Source organism: Saliphagus infecundisoli, assembly GCF_020177375.1.
Taxonomy (GTDB): domain Archaea; phylum Halobacteriota; class Halobacteria; order Halobacteriales; family Natrialbaceae; genus Saliphagus; species Saliphagus infecundisoli.
Genome location: NZ_JAIWHV010000001.1, coordinates 448,733 through 465,427 on the forward strand (window position 1 = coordinate 448,733; position 16,695 = coordinate 465,427).

15 protein-coding genes are annotated in these 16,695 nt (G+C 67.8%); 8 read left to right on the top strand and 7 right to left on the bottom strand.

Going from position 1 to position 16,695, the window contains the following annotated elements:
- Positions 1-33: 33 nt before the first annotated feature.
- The 5 genes from LCF40_RS02580 (at position 34) to LCF40_RS02600 (ending at position 4,019) form a co-directional block, all read left to right on the top strand.
- Positions 34-432 (top strand): hypothetical protein, encoded by a 399-nt coding sequence (locus LCF40_RS02580; protein ID WP_224827229.1) that lies wholly within the window; start codon positions 34-36, stop codon positions 430-432.
- 75 nt (positions 433-507) lie between these two features.
- Complete coding sequence (locus LCF40_RS02585; protein WP_224827230.1) at positions 508-1,851, top strand: alkaline phosphatase family protein; 1,344 nt, start codon at positions 508-510, stop codon at positions 1,849-1,851.
- Positions 1,852-1,892: 41 nt separating this feature from the next.
- The gene (locus LCF40_RS02590) at positions 1,893-2,306 is read left to right on the top strand and encodes a DUF371 domain-containing protein (RefSeq protein ID WP_224827231.1); all 414 of its coding nucleotides are present in this window, start codon (positions 1,893-1,895) and stop codon (positions 2,304-2,306) included.
- A gap of 49 nt (positions 2,307-2,355) precedes the next feature.
- Positions 2,356-3,201 (top strand): endonuclease III domain-containing protein, encoded by an 846-nt coding sequence (locus tag LCF40_RS02595; protein ID WP_224827232.1) that lies wholly within the window; start codon positions 2,356-2,358, stop codon positions 3,199-3,201.
- A gap of 53 nt (positions 3,202-3,254) precedes the next feature.
- A complete protein-coding gene (locus LCF40_RS02600; protein ID WP_224827233.1) occupies positions 3,255-4,019 on the top strand; it encodes a hypothetical protein in 765 nt (254 codons plus the stop codon).
- A 1-nt stretch (position 4,020) separates the two neighbouring features.
- Here LCF40_RS02600 and larC read toward each other — a convergent pair whose 3' ends face one another.
- Positions 4,021-5,400 carry a nickel pincer cofactor biosynthesis protein LarC gene (gene larC / locus LCF40_RS02605; RefSeq protein WP_224827234.1) on the bottom strand — a complete coding sequence of 460 codons (1,380 nt, stop codon included), beginning with the start codon at positions 5,398-5,400 and terminating at the stop codon, positions 4,021-4,023.
- A 201-nt stretch (positions 5,401-5,601) separates the two neighbouring features.
- Between larC and LCF40_RS02610 the strand changes: the two genes are divergently transcribed.
- Positions 5,602-7,830 carry a CDC48 family AAA ATPase gene (locus LCF40_RS02610; RefSeq protein WP_114575836.1) on the top strand — a complete coding sequence of 743 codons (2,229 nt, stop codon included), beginning with the start codon at positions 5,602-5,604 and terminating at the stop codon, positions 7,828-7,830.
- A 206-nt stretch (positions 7,831-8,036) separates the two neighbouring features.
- On the top strand, positions 8,037-8,306 hold the full coding sequence (locus tag LCF40_RS02615) for a DUF8028 family protein (RefSeq protein WP_114575835.1): 270 nt from the start codon (positions 8,037-8,039) through the stop codon (positions 8,304-8,306).
- Here the strand turns inward: LCF40_RS02615 and LCF40_RS02620 are convergent.
- From LCF40_RS02620 to LCF40_RS02645, 6 genes are all read right to left on the bottom strand, one after another.
- Positions 8,299-9,198, bottom strand: coding sequence for a DMT family transporter (locus tag LCF40_RS02620; protein ID WP_224827235.1), 900 nt, complete (start codon positions 9,196-9,198; stop codon positions 8,299-8,301). The genes LCF40_RS02615 and LCF40_RS02620 overlap by 8 nt on opposite strands.
- A gap of 44 nt (positions 9,199-9,242) precedes the next feature.
- A complete protein-coding gene (locus LCF40_RS02625; protein ID WP_224827236.1) occupies positions 9,243-10,517 on the bottom strand; it encodes an ABC transporter ATP-binding protein in 1,275 nt (424 codons plus the stop codon).
- Positions 10,514-11,770, bottom strand: coding sequence for an ABC transporter ATP-binding protein (locus tag LCF40_RS02630; RefSeq protein ID WP_224827237.1), 1,257 nt, complete (start codon positions 11,768-11,770; stop codon positions 10,514-10,516). Before LCF40_RS02630 ends, LCF40_RS02625 begins: the two co-directional genes overlap by 4 nt.
- Before the next feature lies 1 nt (position 11,771).
- Positions 11,772-12,773 (bottom strand): ABC transporter permease, encoded by a 1,002-nt coding sequence (locus LCF40_RS02635; protein WP_114575831.1) that lies wholly within the window; start codon positions 12,771-12,773, stop codon positions 11,772-11,774.
- Positions 12,770-13,816: an ABC transporter permease gene (locus LCF40_RS02640; RefSeq protein ID WP_224827238.1), complete on the bottom strand. Its 1,047-nt coding sequence runs from the start codon at positions 13,814-13,816 to the stop codon at positions 12,770-12,772. Before LCF40_RS02640 ends, LCF40_RS02635 begins: the two co-directional genes overlap by 4 nt.
- 108 nt (positions 13,817-13,924) lie before the next feature.
- Positions 13,925-15,691 (bottom strand): ABC transporter substrate-binding protein, encoded by a 1,767-nt coding sequence (locus tag LCF40_RS02645; protein WP_224827239.1) that lies wholly within the window; start codon positions 15,689-15,691, stop codon positions 13,925-13,927.
- A 305-nt stretch (positions 15,692-15,996) separates the two neighbouring features.
- Between LCF40_RS02645 and LCF40_RS02650 the strand changes: the two genes are divergently transcribed.
- Positions 15,997-16,662, top strand: a complete 666-nt coding sequence (locus LCF40_RS02650) for a ribonuclease H (RefSeq protein ID WP_114575829.1) — start codon at positions 15,997-15,999, stop codon at positions 16,660-16,662.
- Positions 16,663-16,695: the final 33 nt, after the last annotated feature.

Genomic DNA, 16,695 nt, shown 5'->3' on the forward strand with positions numbered 1-16,695 from the left:
GGTTCTTTTCGGGGCCGCCCCCGAGTGAGGGGTATGGGAGACACCGAGGACGACCTCGAGCTCGACCGCGACGTCGGAGAGGCGACGATCGTCTACGAGACCCCCGAGGGGGAGGTAGACGACTGGACCGTGCCGAACGAACACATCGCGTACTTCCAGGACCACTGGATCATCAAGACCGGCGAGGACGAGGAGGGCCGGGACCTGGTTCGGCGGATCCCCGCCGAGCGGGTCTACCACGTCGAGCGGACCGTAGAGGAGTTCAAAGAGGAGGTCAAGACGATCCGCGACCAGGTCCAGTCGTTTGCCTCCGAGCTCAGGACGAAGATCCCGGGGGGCGGCGAGAGCGGGCGTGGCGGGGGCCGAGAGGACGGGAGCGCGGTCGATCCGATCGACATCGACATCGACGACGGCGGCGACGAGAACGACTAGGGGCCGGCGGCCGCCCTCACCGAAAACAGTGTCCGGAAACGAACCTTCTTGTATCCGGTCGGACTACCGGGCTCCATGGGTCTGTTCGACCGATTGCGGGGCGACGGCGATCCCCGGGTCGCGTTCATCGGAATCGACGGCGTGCCGTACAGTCTACTCTCCGACCATCCCGAGGAGTTCCCCAACATGGCCGCGATCGCCGGCGACGGCTCGGCCGGCGAGATATCCAGCATCGTGCCGCCGGAATCGAGCGCCTGCTGGCCCTCGCTTACCACCGGCGTGAACCCCGGCGAGACCGGCGTCTACGGCTTCCAGGACCGCGAGTCAGGAACCTACGACACGTACGTCCCGATGGGCCGGGACGTCCAGGCGACCCGCGTCTGGGACCGGGTCACGCAGGCCGGTCGGAAGGCGACCGTGATGAACGTTCCCGTCACCTTCCCCCCACAGCGCGACGTCCAGCGAATGGTCTCCGGGTTCCTCTCGCCGGACCTCGAGAAGGCGGCCTATCCCGACGACGTCCGCGATACCTTGGAGGGGATGGACTACCGGATCGACGTCAACCCGAAACTCGGCCACGACGCGGACAAGTCCGAGTTCATTCAGGACGCCCGCGAGACGGTCCAGGCCCGATACAACGCCTTCCGGAACTACATCGAGGCCGACGACTGGGACCTCTTTTTCGGCGTCTTCATGACGACCGACCGGGTCAACCACTTCCTGTTCAAGGACTACGAGCGCGACGGCGAGTACAAGGAGGAGTTCATGGAGTTCTACCGGACCGTCGACGACTACCTCGGCCGGATCCGGGAGGCCCTCCCCGAGGACGTCACCCTCGTCGTCGCCTCCGACCACGGCTTTACGAGCCTCGACTACGAGGTCCACTTCAACGCCTGGCTCGCCGAACAGGGCTGGCTCTCCTTTTCGACCGACGAGCCCGAGGAGCTCGGCGACATCGCCGACGACACCCGGGCGTACTCCTTCATCCCCGGTCGGTTCTACATCAACCTGGAGGGCCGCGAGCCCCGCGGATCGGTCCCCGAGGAGGAGTACGACGCGGTCCGGGACGAACTCGCGGGGATGCTGGAGGACCTGGAGGGTCCCGACGGCCGGAACGTGGTCGATCGGGTCGTCGAGAAGGAAGACGCCTTCCGGGGCGACCACGACGAGATCGCCCCCGACCTGGTCGCGATCCCGGCCAACGGGTTCGACTTCAAAGCCGGCTTCAAGGGCGACGTGGACGTGTTCGCGACCGGCCCCCGAAACGGGATGCACAGCTTCGACGACACCTCGCTGTACGTCGACGAGCCCGGCGTCTCGACCGACGGCGCCGACCTCTTCGACATCGCGCCGACGATCCTCGACCTGATGGACGTCGAGTACAGTCGCGGCGAGTTCGACGGCGCGAGCCTGCTGTAGTCGATCGAGCCCGTTTTCCGGCCGGCGGAACCCGAGGAGATATGGAAGAGGTCATCCACGCACGCGGCCACGAGAACGTTTCTGCCACCCATGCGAGTACGTTCGAGGTGACGACCGACGACTACCTCACGCCCGCGGGCGACTGCATCCTCGCCGTCGAGGCCGACCGTGCCCCCGCCGACTTCGACCCCGCGTTCGTCGCGGCCTGCCGGGATCGCGAGGCCGAGATCACCGTCACCGTCGAGGCTGGCGGACGCAGTCAGTCGGTCGTCGGCCGGGGCGACCCCGACCTCACCTTCGAGAGCGAGCGAAGCGCAGTGGGTCGGACCAGCGACTACGTCGACGACCGGACGGTCGTTCTCGAGTGCGACGCGGCGGCCGAGGGGTTCGGTCGGGAGCTCGTGGCGGCGCTCGCGGACGGAGCGGAGGCGACGGTGACCCTCTCGGTGGAGTGAGTTCGCCGAGTTCCCCGGTCGTTTTGGCGCCCGAATCCCTACTCCAGCTATGAGCGACGAGTCCGACCGAGAGCCCGCCGAGAACATCAGCGGCGGGAGCGCGGGCGGGGGCACTCCCGCAGAGTTCGATCCGGCGACCGCCGACACCCGCGCGGAGGCCGTGATCGACCGTCTAGGTGAGCTCTACTGGCAGAAAACGTACGGCGGCCAGGACGCCTTCGAGTGTCTCGTTCGCACCATCCTGAGCCAGAACACGAGCGACAAGGCGAGCCAACCCGCCCACGACAACCTGATGGCCCGCTACGGCGGGGACGGCCCGGCGGCCGGCGCGGACGGCGACCTCGTGGCGGCTCTCGCGGAGGCCGACCGCGAGGAACTCGCCGAGACGATCAGCTCCGCGGGGCTCTACAACCGGAAGTCGGAGGTGATGATCGCCGCCGCCGAGGAGATCCGGACGGACTTTGGGTCCGAGGAGGGATTCGACGAGTTCGTTCGGGAGGGCGAACCCGAAACGGTCCGCGACCGCCTACTGGAGATCGACGGCGTCGGTCCCAAGACGGCCGACTGCGTCCTGCTGTTTTCGGGCGGTCGCGGGGGAGTCTTCCCGGTTGACACCCACGTCCACCGGATCTTCCGTCGCCTGGGGATCGCGCCCGCCGACGCCGACCACGAGGAGGTCCGTGCGGTCGTCGAGCGCGAGGTGCCCGCGGAGAAATGCGGGTTCGGCCACACGGCGACGATCCAGTTCGGCCGGGAGTACTGCACTGCGCGGAAACCGGCCTGCCTGGACGACCCCGAGGCTTGCCCGATGGCCGACCTCTGTGCGCAGGTCGGCGTCTATCCCGACACCGAAGAGGTCGTCGATCCCGCCGAAGCACCCGAATCGGATGCCTGATTTCCGCCCGTGCCATCGCCCATGTTTATTCGCCCGCGCCGCGTAGAACGGGCGTGATCGTCGTCGCGACAGGGGACTTCGAGGTCTACCACGGGGTCGTCACGGAGCTTCGCGAGCGCGGCGCCCGTTTTACGACGATCGAACCCGACCAGGAACTTCCCGAGGGGGCGACCGCGGTCGTCACCGCGGCCGACGACCGGATCGAGACGGATCTCCCGAGAATCGTCGCCGACCCCGACGATCCCCGGCGGGCGGTCGAGCGCGCGCTCGCGGCCGTCCGTGGTGGAGGCGGGCGGACGATCGTCGGTGTCGATCCGGGCCGGCGCCCGGGGATCGTCGTCTGTGCCGGCGAGGTCGTCGTCGAGGCCTTTCACGTACCTCTCGGTGACGCCGTTTCGACCATTCGGGAGGCGGTCGCCGACGCCCCCGACCCAGTGGTTCGGGTCGGCGACGGCGCCCGGATCCAGGGCGCCCGGATCGTCAACGATCTGGAGGACGTTCGGGTCGAACTCGTCGACGAGACGGGGACGACGCCCGCCCTCGGCGCCGGTGCACGCGGGATGGGCGACGTGCTCGCGGCGGTCAACATCGCCCGGATCGACGGCGAGGTCCGCGAGGAGCGCATCGTCGAGCCCACCGCCGGGGAGATCCAGACGATCAAGGACCGCTCCCGGGAGCGAAGCGAGGGCAACCGGGCGATCGACGCCGCCCTCGCCCGGCGGGTCGCTTCCGGCGAGTTGACGATCGAGGAGGCCCTCGACGTCCACCGCGAGGGCGGCGAAAGCGAGAGGTCAGACGGGACAGACGGGAGCGGCTGACTCAGGCGTCGAAGGACCGCTCGGCCCGCGCGAGGACCTCCCGGACCGCCAGGCCGGTCTCGCGGGCGACCGCGAGCGCGTCGTCGTACTCCGCGCTGACGTCGTAGACCGCACCGTCCTCGTCGCTCGCGACCTTCACCGCCACCTCGTAGCGCTCGCCGTCGATCTCGAGGGCGACCTCCTCGACCCGTCGGGAGGCGATCCAGCGATGGGAAGCGCCGGCCTCCCGGACGCCGAGGGTACCCGTCTCGCGCGCGAGGCGGGAAGCGACCCGCTCCCGGTCTTCTGGTTTGCAGATCACCTTCACGAGGTGGCCCGGCCGGGACTTCTTCATCGTCGTCGGGACGATCGAGACGTCCCGGGCGCCGACGTCGGCCAGCCGGTCCTGGAGCCCACCGAGGATCTCGGGGCTGACGTCGTCGACGTTCGTCTCGAGGACCGCGATCTCCTCGCGGGCGAGTTCGCTCTCGGTCTCGCCGACCAGGACCCGAAGGGCGTTCGGGTGGGGAGAGATATCGATGCTCCCCGCACCGTAGCCGCTCGCCTCGACCGCGATCGGGGGAAGGCTCTCGACGCCCTCCGCGACCTCGGCGAGGATCGCCGCGCCCGTCGGCGTCAGCAGTTCGCGCTCGACGGGTCCACCCTTCAGGGTCCAGTCGGCGCCTCCGGCGATCTCGACGACCGCGGGCGCGGGCACGGGGTACTCGCCGTGGCTCATCGAGACCGTCCCGCCGCCGACCGCGAGGGGGGTCGTCACGATCCGGTCGGCGTCGAGGTCGGCGAGCAGGACGGCCGCGCCGACGACGTCCGCGATCGCGTCGTCGGCGCCGACCTCGTGGAAGTGGGTGTCGTCGAGTTCGGTGCCGTGGACCGCCGCTTCGGCGCGCCCGAGGCGTTCGAAGATCGCGAGAGCCGTCCGTTCGATCGCGGGCTCGAGTTCCAGGTCCTCGACGAGTTCAACGACCTCGGCGTACGAACGGCTCGGACCGTGGCCCTCGGCGGGGACGGCGCCGGAGTGGTCAGCGTCCCCGTGCTGGTGATCCCCCTCGTGACCGTGTGCATGGTCGTGGTTGCCGTGACCGTCGTGGCCACCCTCCTCGTCCCCGTGGTGATGGTCGTGACCGTGTTCGTGATCGTGGTCGTTTTCGTCGCCCTCGTCGTGGTCGTGGCGGCGGTCCTCGTCGGTTCCGTCGTCCGGGAGAAGGACGTCGACGGTCGTCGCGGCGATTCCGCAGGTCGTCGTCGATCCGATCCGGTACTCGGCACCGAGGGCGTCCTCGACCGGTCTTAGACGGGCGGGGTCGGCGCCGGAAGCGAGCAGCGCCCCGAGAACCATGTCGCCGCTCGCACCCGACCGGCCGTCGAACGCCAGGAGTCGCATACTCGAGAGAGGACGTCGCCGGCCAAAAAAGCCATCTATCGACTCTTCGGACCCCTTCTAAGGGGTCGCCCGCCGGTAGTTCTATGTCGCTTCTACCCGAACGGTACGGCGAGGGAAAGGCCTCGAAATGATGGCTCACCACAGCAAAACATCTATCCGAGTCCGAGTCGGAGAGAGAGCTAACCCCGCCCACCCCAACCAATGAACGAAGTCCAACTGGAGGTCGCAAAGGCGTACCCGAACGACTCGGGTCGGGGGATCGCCCGACTCGATCCGGACACGCTGTTGCACCTGAAGCTGTCCCCGGGAGACATCATCGAGATCGAAGGCGCCGACACGACCGCCGCGAAAGTCTGGCGTGCCGACCGCCAGGACTGGAACACCGACACCGTCCGCATCGACGGATTCACCCGCCAGAACGCCGACGTCGGCATCGGCGAACGCGTCACGATCCGGAAGGCCGAAGCGACGAAAGCCGACAAACTGACTCTCGCGCCGCCCGAGGAGGCGTCCGTCCAGTTCGGCAGCGACGCCGCGGGAATGGTCAAACGCCAGATCCTGAAACGGCCGGTCGTCGGCCGCGACATCGTTCCCGTCATGTCCTCGACGAACCACCCCTTCATGCGCTCGCCCGGCCAGGCGATTCCGCTCATTGCGGTCGAGACCGAGCCCGAGGGCGTCGTTCTCATCACCGAGGACACCGAGGTCGAGTTGCGAGAAGAGCCGATCAGCGGGTTCGAGAAGACCGGTGGCGGGATCACCTACGAGGACATCGGCGGCCTCAGCAACGAGATCCAGCGAGTCCGGGAGATGGTCGAACTCCCGATGAAACACCCCCAGATCTTCAAGAAGTTGGGGATCGAGCCCCCCCAGGGCGTCCTGCTCCACGGGCCGCCGGGGACGGGCAAGACCCTGCTCGCGAAGGCGGTCGCAAACGAGACCAGCGCCAGTTTCTTCTCGATCGCCGGCCCCGAGATCATCTCGAAGTACTACGGGGAAAGCGAACAGCAACTGCGGGAGATCTTCGAGGACGCCACCGAGGAGTCGCCGTCGATCATCTTCATCGACGAACTCGACTCAATCGCGCCCAAACGCGAGGACGTCACCGGCGAGGTCGAACGCCGGGTCGTCGCACAACTGCTGACGATGATGGACGGGCTCGAGTCCCGGGGCCAGGTCATCGTCATCGCCGCCACGAACCGCGTCGACAGCGTCGATCCCGCGCTCCGGCGGCCGGGCCGGTTCGACCGCGAGATCGAGATCGGGGTGCCCGACGAGGTGGGCCGCGAGGAGATCCTCCAGATCCACACCCGCGGGATGCCCCTTTCCGACGACGTCAGCCTCTCGCATCTCGCGGACGAGACCCACGGCTTCGTCGGTGCCGACATCGAGAGTCTGACGAAGGAGGCCGCGATGAAGGCCCTCCGGCGCTACCTCCCCCAGATCGACCTCGACGAGGAGGACATTCCCCCCAGTCTCATCGACCGGATGATCGTCAAACGGGAGGACTTCCGGGGCGCTCTGAACGAGGTCGAGCCGTCGGCGATGCGGGAGGTGCTCGTCGAACTCCCCAAGATCTCCTGGGACGACGTCGGCGGGCTCCACGACGCGAAGGACCAGGTCAAAGAGAGCGTCGAGTGGCCTCTCTCGAACCCCGGCCGGTTCGACCGGCTGGGGATCGACCCGCCTGCGGGCGTCCTGCTCTACGGGCCGCCGGGGACGGGCAAGACCCTGATGGCCAAAGCCGTCGCCAACGAGACCAACGCCAACTTCATCTCCGTCCGTGGCCCCCAACTCTTGAGCAAGTGGGTCGGCGAGAGCGAGAAGGCGATCCGCCAGACGTTCCGGAAGGCCCGCCAGGTCTCCCCGACGGTGATCTTCTTCGACGAACTCGACTCGCTTGCCCCGGGCCGTGGCGGCGACGTCGGAAGCAACGTCTCCGAGCGCGTCGTCAACCAACTGCTCACCGAACTCGATGGGTTAGAGGAGATGGAGAACGTGATGGTGATCGGCGCGACCAACCGTCCGGACATGATCGACCCCGCACTGCTGCGGTCGGGGCGGTTCGACCGGCTGGTGATGATCGGCGAGCCCGACGTCGAGGGCCGCGAGCGGATCCTCGAGATCCACACCGGGGAGACGCCGCTGGCCTCCGACGTCAGCCTGAGAGAGATCGCCGAGATCACCGACGGCTACGTCGGCAGCGACCTGGAGTCGATCGCCCGCGAGGCCGCCATCGAGGCCCTCCGGGAAGACCACGAGGCCGACATCGTCGAGATGCGCCACTTCCGACAGGCCCTGGAGAACGTCCGCCCGACGATCACCGACGACATCCTCGAGTACTACGAGCAGATCAAAGAGGAGTTCCGGGGCGGCCAGACGACCGAACCCGGTGCCGGCCGCCGCGGGAGCCGGATCGGCTTCCAGTAGCGCCCGGTTAATCCCTCGTTTCTCCACCCGCCGCGAGCAATGGCCCCGTCGGGTCGCCCGAAGGGGTTCGGAAGGCGGTCCCTAACCCGCGAGCGGGTCCGTGCCCGGAGCGTGAATCGGGATTGAGTCGCCTAAACGGTCGCCGATCCGCGCGAACGCTCGGCGAGCTATATGTGACCCGCCGTGGACTGACCGGGCGTGGTTCGATGACCGATTCCCACTCCACCCGCGACCGCGCCTCGGGGTACTCCGCCGACGGCTATCCCGGACGTGGGGGGTTAGAGCGGTACCTGCCGACGCTCGCGAAGCCGATCCGGGTCGCGAGCTTCTGGTCCGCGATCGTGCTCCCCTTCCTCTACGTTCCCCTTCTCTTTACCGGGCTCTCGGGCGCGCTCGAGACCGCCCTCTTCCTCTGTCTGCTCTGTTCGAACGCGCTCGCGCTCTACGTCGGCCACTCCCACCGCCGGGTCAACTGAGCGCGTTTCGCAGTGCGCGACGCTTGACGAGCGCGAAGCCGGCGGCGATCACGAGAAACCCCCCCGCGGTCGTCGCGCCGACGATGTCGCCCAGGTAGAGCCAGCCGACGACGGCGGCGGCGACCGGCGCGACGTAGGACACCATGTTGATCTCGACGGCGCCCAGCCGGTCGAGCAGGTCGAAGTAGAGCAGGAAGCCGAGGGCGCTGGCGACGACCGCGAGGTAGGCGAGCGCGCCGAGAGCCTCGGGGTGGGTCCAGGCCGCCGGCTCTACGGGTTCGTCCATCGCGGCACTGATCGCGTGCATGAGGAGGGCGCCGCCGAGCATCGACCAGGCCTCCATCGTCTCGACCGGGAGCGAGCCGTCGATCCGGCGGGTGAGGACGGCCCCGAGCGCGAAGGAGGTCGCCGCACAGACGATCAGGAGTCGGGCGACGGCGTCAGTCGCGAGCGGGTCCGAGAGGTCTGGGCCGACGACGATTGCGACCCCACAGAGTCCGACGAGGAGGCCGACGGTCCCGGCCGGACCGAGCGCGTCGGCGGGCGTGAGGACGCGGGCGAAGACGGTCGTCAACACCGGCGAGAGACTCACGAGGACGGCCGCCGCTGCGGCGGTCGTGTGTTGCTGGCCGACGAACAGGAAGACGTGGTAGGCCGCGATCAGGAGCGTCGAGCCGACGGCGACCTCCGCCCAGTCGGCCCGGCTTTCGGGAACCCAGTCCTCGACGGCGACGGCGGCGTAGCCGAGCATCAGGAGACCGGCGACGTCGTAGCGTAAGGCGGCGAAGAGGACGGGCGGGAAGTGTTTGAGGCCGGCGCTGATCGCGACGAACGCCGATCCCCAGATCGAAGAGAGCACGAGGAAGGCCGCGAGGTTCCGGTAACGGGTCACGGCGACGATCCGAACCCGTGGTCCCTATCGGTTCCGTTTTCGGCTCAGTCGCCGACGTTGTCGGCGTCGTCGAGGTCGCCGTAGAGGTGACAGGCGACGGGGTGGGCGCCCTCGCCGAGGGCGGGGTTCTCGCGCTCGCAGACGCTTTCGTAGCGTTCGCGGAGGGTCTCTTCGGACCGCTCCCACTCGCCGTCGGCCGCGAGTTCCAGCGCCGACGTGATCGCCCGCTCGTCGTCGCCCGACGGCGGCTCCTCGAAGAAGCGCTTTTTGACAGACTCGACCGTCGCCGTTCCCGCTCCGGCCTCTTCCTCGGCGGCGATGGTGAGCTCGCGGCTCTCGACGCGTTCGCGGAGGTCCATCACCGAGCGGTAGGTCTCCCGATCGATGTCGAGGCCTTCCGGCGGGATCACCTCGGGACACCGGGTCCGGAACCGACAGCCCGAGGGCGGATCCCTGGGAGAGGGGACGTCCCCCGACAGCGTCTCGCGCTCGCGGTCCTGTTCGTCGGTCGAGGCCCGCGGGACGCTCTCGAGGAGGGCCTGCGTGTAGGGGTGTTGGGGGTCGCCGAACAGCTCCTCGGCGGGACCGATCTCGACGATCTCGCCGAGGTACATCACGGCGACGCGGTCACAGACGTGGCGGATCACCGAGAGGTCGTGGCTGATCAGGAGGTAGGTCAGGTCGAGTTCGTCCTGGAGGTCGTCCAGCAGGTTCAGGACCTGGGCCTGGACGCTCACGTCGAGCGCGCTCGTGGGTTCGTCGAGGACGAGGAAGTCGGGCTCCAGGGCAAGCGCGCGAGCGATGCCGATGCGCTGGCGTTGCCCGCCGGAGAACTCGTGGGGGTAGCGATCGAGCTGATCGACCGCGAGCCCGACGCGTTCGAGCAACTCCCTCACGCGCTCGCGGCGGGTCTCCTTCGTGCCGACGCCGTGAACCCGCAGGGGCTGGGCGACGATCTCGCCGACGGTCATCCGCGGGTCGAGACTCGAGAACGGGTCCTGGAACACCACTTGAGCCTCCCGGCGGAAGGCGGTGAGTTCGTCGCCCGAGAGCTCGAAGACGTTCTCGCCGTCGAACGCCACCCGACCGCCGGTGGCCTCCTGGAGCCGGAGTACGGTCTCGCCCGCGGTCGATTTCCCGCAGCCGCTCTCGCCGACCAGCCCGAGCGTCTCGCCCCGGTGGATCTCGAAGTCGACGCCGTCGACCGCCCGGACCGCCGTCGGCTCGGACCCCATGAGCCGGTCGAGGACCGAGTCGTCCTCCCAGAAGTACTTCTCCAACCCCTCGACCCGGACCAGGGGCTCGGTCGGGGTGCTCATTCGTTCTCACCCCGCTCGCGGGTCCCGCCGGCGCCGTCGGGTTCGATCTCGGCGCCGTGGGGTTCTGCCTCCCGGTCGGCCGCCGGCCGCTCGCCCTCGCCGAAGTAGCCTTCGGGGAGCGCCCGGGACTCGTCGTAATCCATCTCGGCGAGCACGCAGCGAGCGGCGTGTTCCTCGCCCCTGGCGTCGTAGGAGGGCGGGTGGTCGAGGCAGGCGTCCATCGCCTTCGGACAGCGGTCGGCGAAGTAACAGCGATCGTCCATCTCGTCGTCGAGCAGGCTCGGGACGTTCCCCGGGATCGGCCGAAGCCGGTCGCCCACCCGCTCCAGATCGGGGACGCTGCCGAGCAACCCCTCGGTGTAGGGGTGGACGTGGTCGTCGAAGACGTCCGCCAGGGTCCCGCGTTCGACGATCTCGCCCGCGTACATCACGCCGACGCGGTCGCACATCCGGGCGATCACGCCCAGGTTGTGGGTGATCAGGAGGATCGTCATCCCGGTTTCCTCCTGGAGGTCCGCCAGCAGATCCAGTATTTGGGCCTGAATGGTGACGTCCAGCGCCGTCGTCGGCTCGTCGGCGACGAGGACGTCCGGCTCGCCCGCAAGCGCCTGGGCGATCATCGCCCGCTGGAGCATCCCTCCCGAGTACTCGTGGGGGTACTCCTCGGCGCGCTTTACGGGGTCGGGGATGCCGACGAGCTCGAGCAACTCGATTGCGCGCTCGCGGCTCTCCGCGGTGACGAACTTCTTCGACCCGAGGACCGTCGACGCCATGAGCGATGCAAACGAGTACTCGACGCCCCGGGACAGCCGCGGCGTCGCGCTGGCCCGGCGCTGTACCTCGACGGCCTCGGCGATCTGTTCGCCGATGGTCAGGGTCGGGTTGAAGCTGCTCTCGGGGTCCTGGAAGATCATACTGAAGGCGGTCCCGCGCAGCGACCGGCGGACCGACGACGTCACTCCGAGCAGGTCGACGAACTCGCCGTCGACGGCCTCGGGGTGGTCCTCGCGGACGTCCGCGGCGAGGTCGGCGTTGCGGTACTCGATCGAGCCGGCGGTGATCTCCCCCGGCGACTCGACGAGGTCCATGATCGAAAGCGCCGTGACGCTCTTCCCGCTGCCGCTCTCGCCGACGATCCCGAACACCTCGCCGCGTTCGACCGTCGCGTCGAGGTCCGATACCGCGTTCACCTGGCCCTCGTCGGTGAAAAACCGGGTCGAGAGCCCCGTGATGCGGAGGAGGTCCTCGCTCATCTCAGGCCCCCCGTTCGCTCCCCTCGATGTTGGGATCGAGGGCGTCCCTGAACCAGTCGCCGAGCAGGTTGACGCTGATGACCGCCAGGACGATGCCGATACCGGGGACCATCGCGACCCACGGCCGGGTCCGGAGCACGTCCTGCCCGGTTTCGATCTCGTAGCCCCACGAGAGCGTCGTCCCGGTGAACCCCAGATACGCGAGCGAGGCCTCGATCAGGATGATGATCGCCATCTGGATCGTCGCGAGGACGATGATCGGCGTGAGGCTGTTGGGCAGGACGTGCTTGAGCAGGATCCGCCAGTCGGCGGTCCCGAAGCTCTTGGCGGCCTTGACGTACTCCTCGTTGCGGATCGATAAGGCCTCGCCGCGGGCGACGCGGGCGAACCAGACCCACGTCACCAGCGCGACGACGACCGTCACGCTCCCGGGGATCGGGATCGACTCGGGCATCCCGTCGGCAACGCCCGCGAGGACGATGGGGTCGGGTACCTGGATGGGCTGTGATCCGAACACGCCGATCAGCGCGAGCGCGAGCACCAGCGCCGGGAACGCGAGCATGACGTCGGCGAGCCGCATCAGTCCGTCGTCGATCCGGCCGCCGTAGTAGCCCGCGACGAGCCCGAAGGGTACGCCCATGAGCAGCGCCAGGCTCACGCCGAAGAGGCTGACCAGAAGCGAAACCCGGGCTCCATAGAGGAACCGCGAGTAGACGTCCTGTCCGACCGTGTTCGTCCCGAGGAGGTGCTCGCTCGTCGAGGTGACCTCTACGTCGCCGATCTCGCCGTCGGAAGCGACCGTCGTCGTGTACTCGAATCCGGGGGGCGGGTACGGCCCGCCTTCCTCGTGGAAGTATCCGGTCCGGGTCGGGTCGTGCGTTGCGAGGATCGGCGCGAACATGGCCATGACGACGATCACGACTAGCAACACCAGTCCCAGCTTCGGTAGCATGCTCTCCCGGAACGTCCGTGTCAGGTTCCGCTTGACGCGATCCGAGATCATTCGACGCTCACCTGCGGATCCAGATACGTGTAGAGTGCGTCGACGACGATGTTGATGGTGACGAACATGATTGCGATAAAGAGGATGATCCCCTGCATGAGCGGCCAGTCGCGGACGCCCAGCGCGTCGATCAGCCGAAGCCCGAGCCCCGGCCAGTTGAACACCGTTTCGGTGATGACGGCCCCGCCCATCAGCGTCCCCATCTGGAGGCCGAGGACGGTGATGATCGGGATCATCGTGTTCCGGAGCACGTGCTTGTACCGGACGAGCACGCCCGGTAGCCCCTTCGACTGCGTCGCGGTGACGTAGGGCTTGCCGAACTCGTCGATCATGCCGCTCCGGGTGAGTCGCGTGATCAGCGCCGTGAAGTACGTCCCCAGCGTGATCGCGGGGAGCGTGATGTGTTTCAGCCAGAGCCCCATCTCGCCGAACGATCCCTCCTGGACGATCGCCATGAGGGCCTCGCCGAAGCCGACCGCCCGGCGGCCGGTCGGCAGGTCGACGAAGCCGACCCCGATCGGGACCGACCCGCTCCCGGAGAGCGACGGATACGGGATGCCGTACCAGACGCCCAGCACGAGGATCAACATCAGGCCGAGCCAGAAGTTGGGCGTGCTGATCCCCAGCAGGGAGAACAGCGTCGCGCCGTAATCGGAGGCGGTCCCGCGGCGCGTCGCCGAGACGACGCCGAGCGGGACCGCGATCAGCAACGCGATTACCGTCGCGGCGACGGCGAGTTCGATCGTCGCGGGGACGCGCTCTAGGACCATCATCTCGACCTCGCGCTCCGAGCGCCAGGAGTATCCGAGATCGCCCCGAACCAGGCTACCGAGGTAATCCGCGTACTGGACGTATATCGGCTCGTTCAATCCCTCGACCTCCCTGACCCGTTCGACGAGTTCCTGGGTCGCCCCCTGTCCGAGCATCAGTGACGCCGGGTCGCCGGGCGACACGGCCCTCAGCCCGAACAGAACGGTCACGACGCCCCAGATGACGAAGACGCCCTGGAGCGTCCGCCGGAGCAGGAACTTCAGCATCGACATTGACTATCCCAAAACCGTGTAACGACTATCATGACGTTTTCGTTTCCCGTAGTCGGGTTCGCGTCCGCCCGCCGAGGTCGCGTGGCCGATCGTGGGGCCGCCTCACTGTCAGGCGTCCATGCCCCAGACGTAGACGACCTCGTCGGGACGGGGCTCCCACTGGATGGCCTCGTTGACCCCGTAGATGCTCTCCTGGACGTGGAGGAACAGCCACGGCGCCTTCTCGTGAGCCAGTTGCATCACTTCCTGGAGCTGCTGGGTCCGTTCCTCGGGGTCTTCCATCTGCTGGCTCTCGATGATCGCGTCGCTGAGCTCCTCGTCCTCGAACGTCCTGCTCGGGTTGTCCGGGATCGTGAAGAACCCCTGGGTCCCGTAGTCGGCGTCACCGGTGATCGTTCCCCATCCGATCATGTAGAAGGGGTGTTCGATGTTGTTGGGCTCGACGCCGGCGTTGTTCTCGTCGGAGACGACCGGGAACTCGACGATGTTCGCCTCGCAGCTGACGTTGCCGAGCTGATCGATCTGGTCAGCCGCCGTCTCGGCGACCTGGGCGTCGTTGAGATACCGGCCCTGCGGGGCGGTCAGCGTGATTTCCATGCCGCCGTAGCCGCTCTCCTCGACGAGGCTCTCGGCCTGCCCGATGTCCTGTTCGTACGCTTCGATGTCGGAGTTGTAGCCATTTATCGCGGGTGCGACCGGCTGTCCGACCGGCTCGCCGAACCCGCTGAGCACGTTCTCGACGATGCCCGCGTTGTCGACGGCGTAGTTCATCGCCTGGCGGAACTCCTGGCTGTCGTAGGGCTCGACGGTGTTCTTCATCGGACAGAACACCGTCCGGAAGCTCGTCACGTTCCGAACCTCGACGCCCTCGGCGTCCTGGATCGTCCCGACGTCCTCGGGGAGGATGTTGATCGTGAGGTCGGTCTCGCCGGCCTCGAGGGCTGCAGCACGGCCGCTGGATTCGCTGTTGGCCCGGAACGTGACCGTCTCGAAGGGCGGCTGCTCGCCCCAGTAGTCGTCGAACCGCTCTAAGACGATCTCCTCGCCGGAGGTGAAGTCGACGACCTCGTAGGGTCCGGTCCCGTTGAACGCCTCCGGATCGGATCCGGAGATCGCCGAGTTCTCGGCGTCGTAGTTGTCGATCGCCCACTGCTCGTTCATCGCCCGGCCATAGTTGCCGTACTCGAACTCCGCGAGGCCGGGTGCGGCGCCGTAGTTGACCGCGACCGTCAGGTCGTCGACCGCCTCCGCGCTCTCGATCGAGCCGAGGCCGAAGGTGCCGATCGGGCTCTCCACGCCGATCTCCGGGTCGAGCGTCCGGTTGATCGTCCAGGCGACGTCCTCGGCCGTGAGGTCGTCGCCGTTGTGGAAGACGACGTCGTCGCGCAACATCAGATGGGTCGTCCCCTCCCCCTGGACCTCCTGTTCCTCGACGACTCTCGGGAAGATCCCCTCCCCGGGCTCGAAGTCGAACAGCGGCTCGTAGATGTGATCGAACACGTCGAAGTAGTCCCCGGTGATGTGATCGAGCGGGTCGATCGTGTCCGGGAACTGCGAGAGTGTGATCGTGATCTCGTTCAAACCGCTTCCGCCGTTGCCGCTTTCGTTACCGTCGCCCTCGCTTTCGTTGCCGTTCCCGTTCCCATTTCCGTCACCGCTCCCGGTTTCGTTGTCGTCGTTCCCGTTTCCGTTCCCATTGCCGTTTCCGTTCCCGTTTCCATTTCCATTCCCGTTCCCGTTTCCATTGCCGTTTCCGTTCCCCCCGTCGTCGCCCATACAGCCCGCAAGCGCCGCGAGAGCTGCGGTGGTCGACGTCGTCCCCGTCATCCGGAGGAGCGTTCTGCGGTCTACCGTCAGTTCGTTCCCATCTGACATACCCCGTAGGTGGACTGGGCATTATTTATAAATTGCCCTCGTTCAGTAGACGTATATCTATTCCCACGAAGAATTGAGGAAACCCATCCACTAATGTACAGATATGGGCGGCCGAGGAAACGGCCGTTCGTCCACTTCCTTCGGATCGGTCCGCGAGGCGGCGACAGCCGGGGGCCGAGCCGGCGCGCGCGCGGATCGAAAGCAGAATCGATCCACCGGGAGCGGTCGGCCCGTATCCCGGTTTTCGCCCGCACGTCACGCGAGCCGGCAGTACAGTTAAACCGCTGGATTGCCTACCGTTTGGTATGGCCGCCCACGGCCGCCCTGCGCTGCGGGACCTGTTCGACGAGTCGCCGACGCCCCACATCGCCCACCCGCCCCGAACCCACCACCGTGACTTCTACGTCGCGACCGACGGCTCCTTCCGGGAGGCCGGCGGCGGGCTCGGTGCCGTGATCGAAACGCGCGACGGGACCCGGGTCGCGCGCCTCTCGACGACCGACACCCCTCCCGACAACAACGTCGCCGAGTACCGGGCGCTCCACCTGGGCCTCGACGTGCTGGCCGCCCGCGCGCCGCCCGAGGCGCGGGTCGGCGTCCTCGTCGACCACGACGCGCTCGCGAGCAACGTCAACGGCGCCGTCCTCGCCGCCGACCATCCCGACGGGCGGTCCCCGCATCCGGTGGACGTACCGCCCGCGAGCGCGAACCACTGGCGGGGGATCCGGGCCCGGCTCACCGGCTTCGCCGAGGCCAGAGCCGCCCGGATCGAGAGCGACCGCAACCCCGCTCATCCCCTCGCGAACGCGCCCGGCCGGTACGAACATGTCAACCGCACGCCCGACCGGTGCGTGCTCCCGGAACTGCCCCGTTCTTCGCCGGCGAGCGCGGACGGCGCCGACGGCGAGATCCCTCCGCCCTCGCGGGCCAACCGCGGACGTTCTGGCGGATCGGGACGTGCCTCCGACTGACCGGCGATCGTTTTCCGAGAGCCGGGATTCGAT

Bases quoted from the DNA above. Each gene is read 5' to 3' on its own strand.
- LCF40_RS02580 (WP_224827229.1), top strand. From the start codon at position 34: ATGGGAGACACCGAGGACGACCTCGAGCTCGACCGCGACGTCGGAGAG.
- LCF40_RS02585 (WP_224827230.1), top strand. From the start codon at position 508: ATGGGTCTGTTCGACCGATTGCGGGGCGACGGCGATCCCCGGGTCGCG.
- LCF40_RS02590 (WP_224827231.1), top strand. From the start codon at position 1,893: ATGGAAGAGGTCATCCACGCACGCGGCCACGAGAACGTTTCTGCCACC.
- LCF40_RS02595 (WP_224827232.1), top strand. From the start codon at position 2,356: ATGAGCGACGAGTCCGACCGAGAGCCCGCCGAGAACATCAGCGGCGGG.
- larC (WP_224827234.1), bottom strand. From the start codon at position 5,400: ATGCGACTCCTGGCGTTCGACGGCCGGTCGGGTGCGAGCGGCGACATG.
- LCF40_RS02610 (WP_114575836.1), top strand. From the start codon at position 5,602: ATGAACGAAGTCCAACTGGAGGTCGCAAAGGCGTACCCGAACGACTCG.
- LCF40_RS02615 (WP_114575835.1), top strand. From the start codon at position 8,037: ATGACCGATTCCCACTCCACCCGCGACCGCGCCTCGGGGTACTCCGCC.
- LCF40_RS02625 (WP_224827236.1), bottom strand. From the start codon at position 10,517: ATGAGCACCCCGACCGAGCCCCTGGTCCGGGTCGAGGGGTTGGAGAAG.
- LCF40_RS02630 (WP_224827237.1), bottom strand. From the start codon at position 11,770: ATGAGCGAGGACCTCCTCCGCATCACGGGGCTCTCGACCCGGTTTTTC.
- LCF40_RS02635 (WP_114575831.1), bottom strand. From the start codon at position 12,773: ATGATCTCGGATCGCGTCAAGCGGAACCTGACACGGACGTTCCGGGAG.
- LCF40_RS02640 (WP_224827238.1), bottom strand. From the start codon at position 13,816: ATGTCGATGCTGAAGTTCCTGCTCCGGCGGACGCTCCAGGGCGTCTTC.
- LCF40_RS02645 (WP_224827239.1), bottom strand. From the start codon at position 15,691: ATGTCAGATGGGAACGAACTGACGGTAGACCGCAGAACGCTCCTCCGG.
- LCF40_RS02650 (WP_114575829.1), top strand. From the start codon at position 15,997: ATGGCCGCCCACGGCCGCCCTGCGCTGCGGGACCTGTTCGACGAGTCG.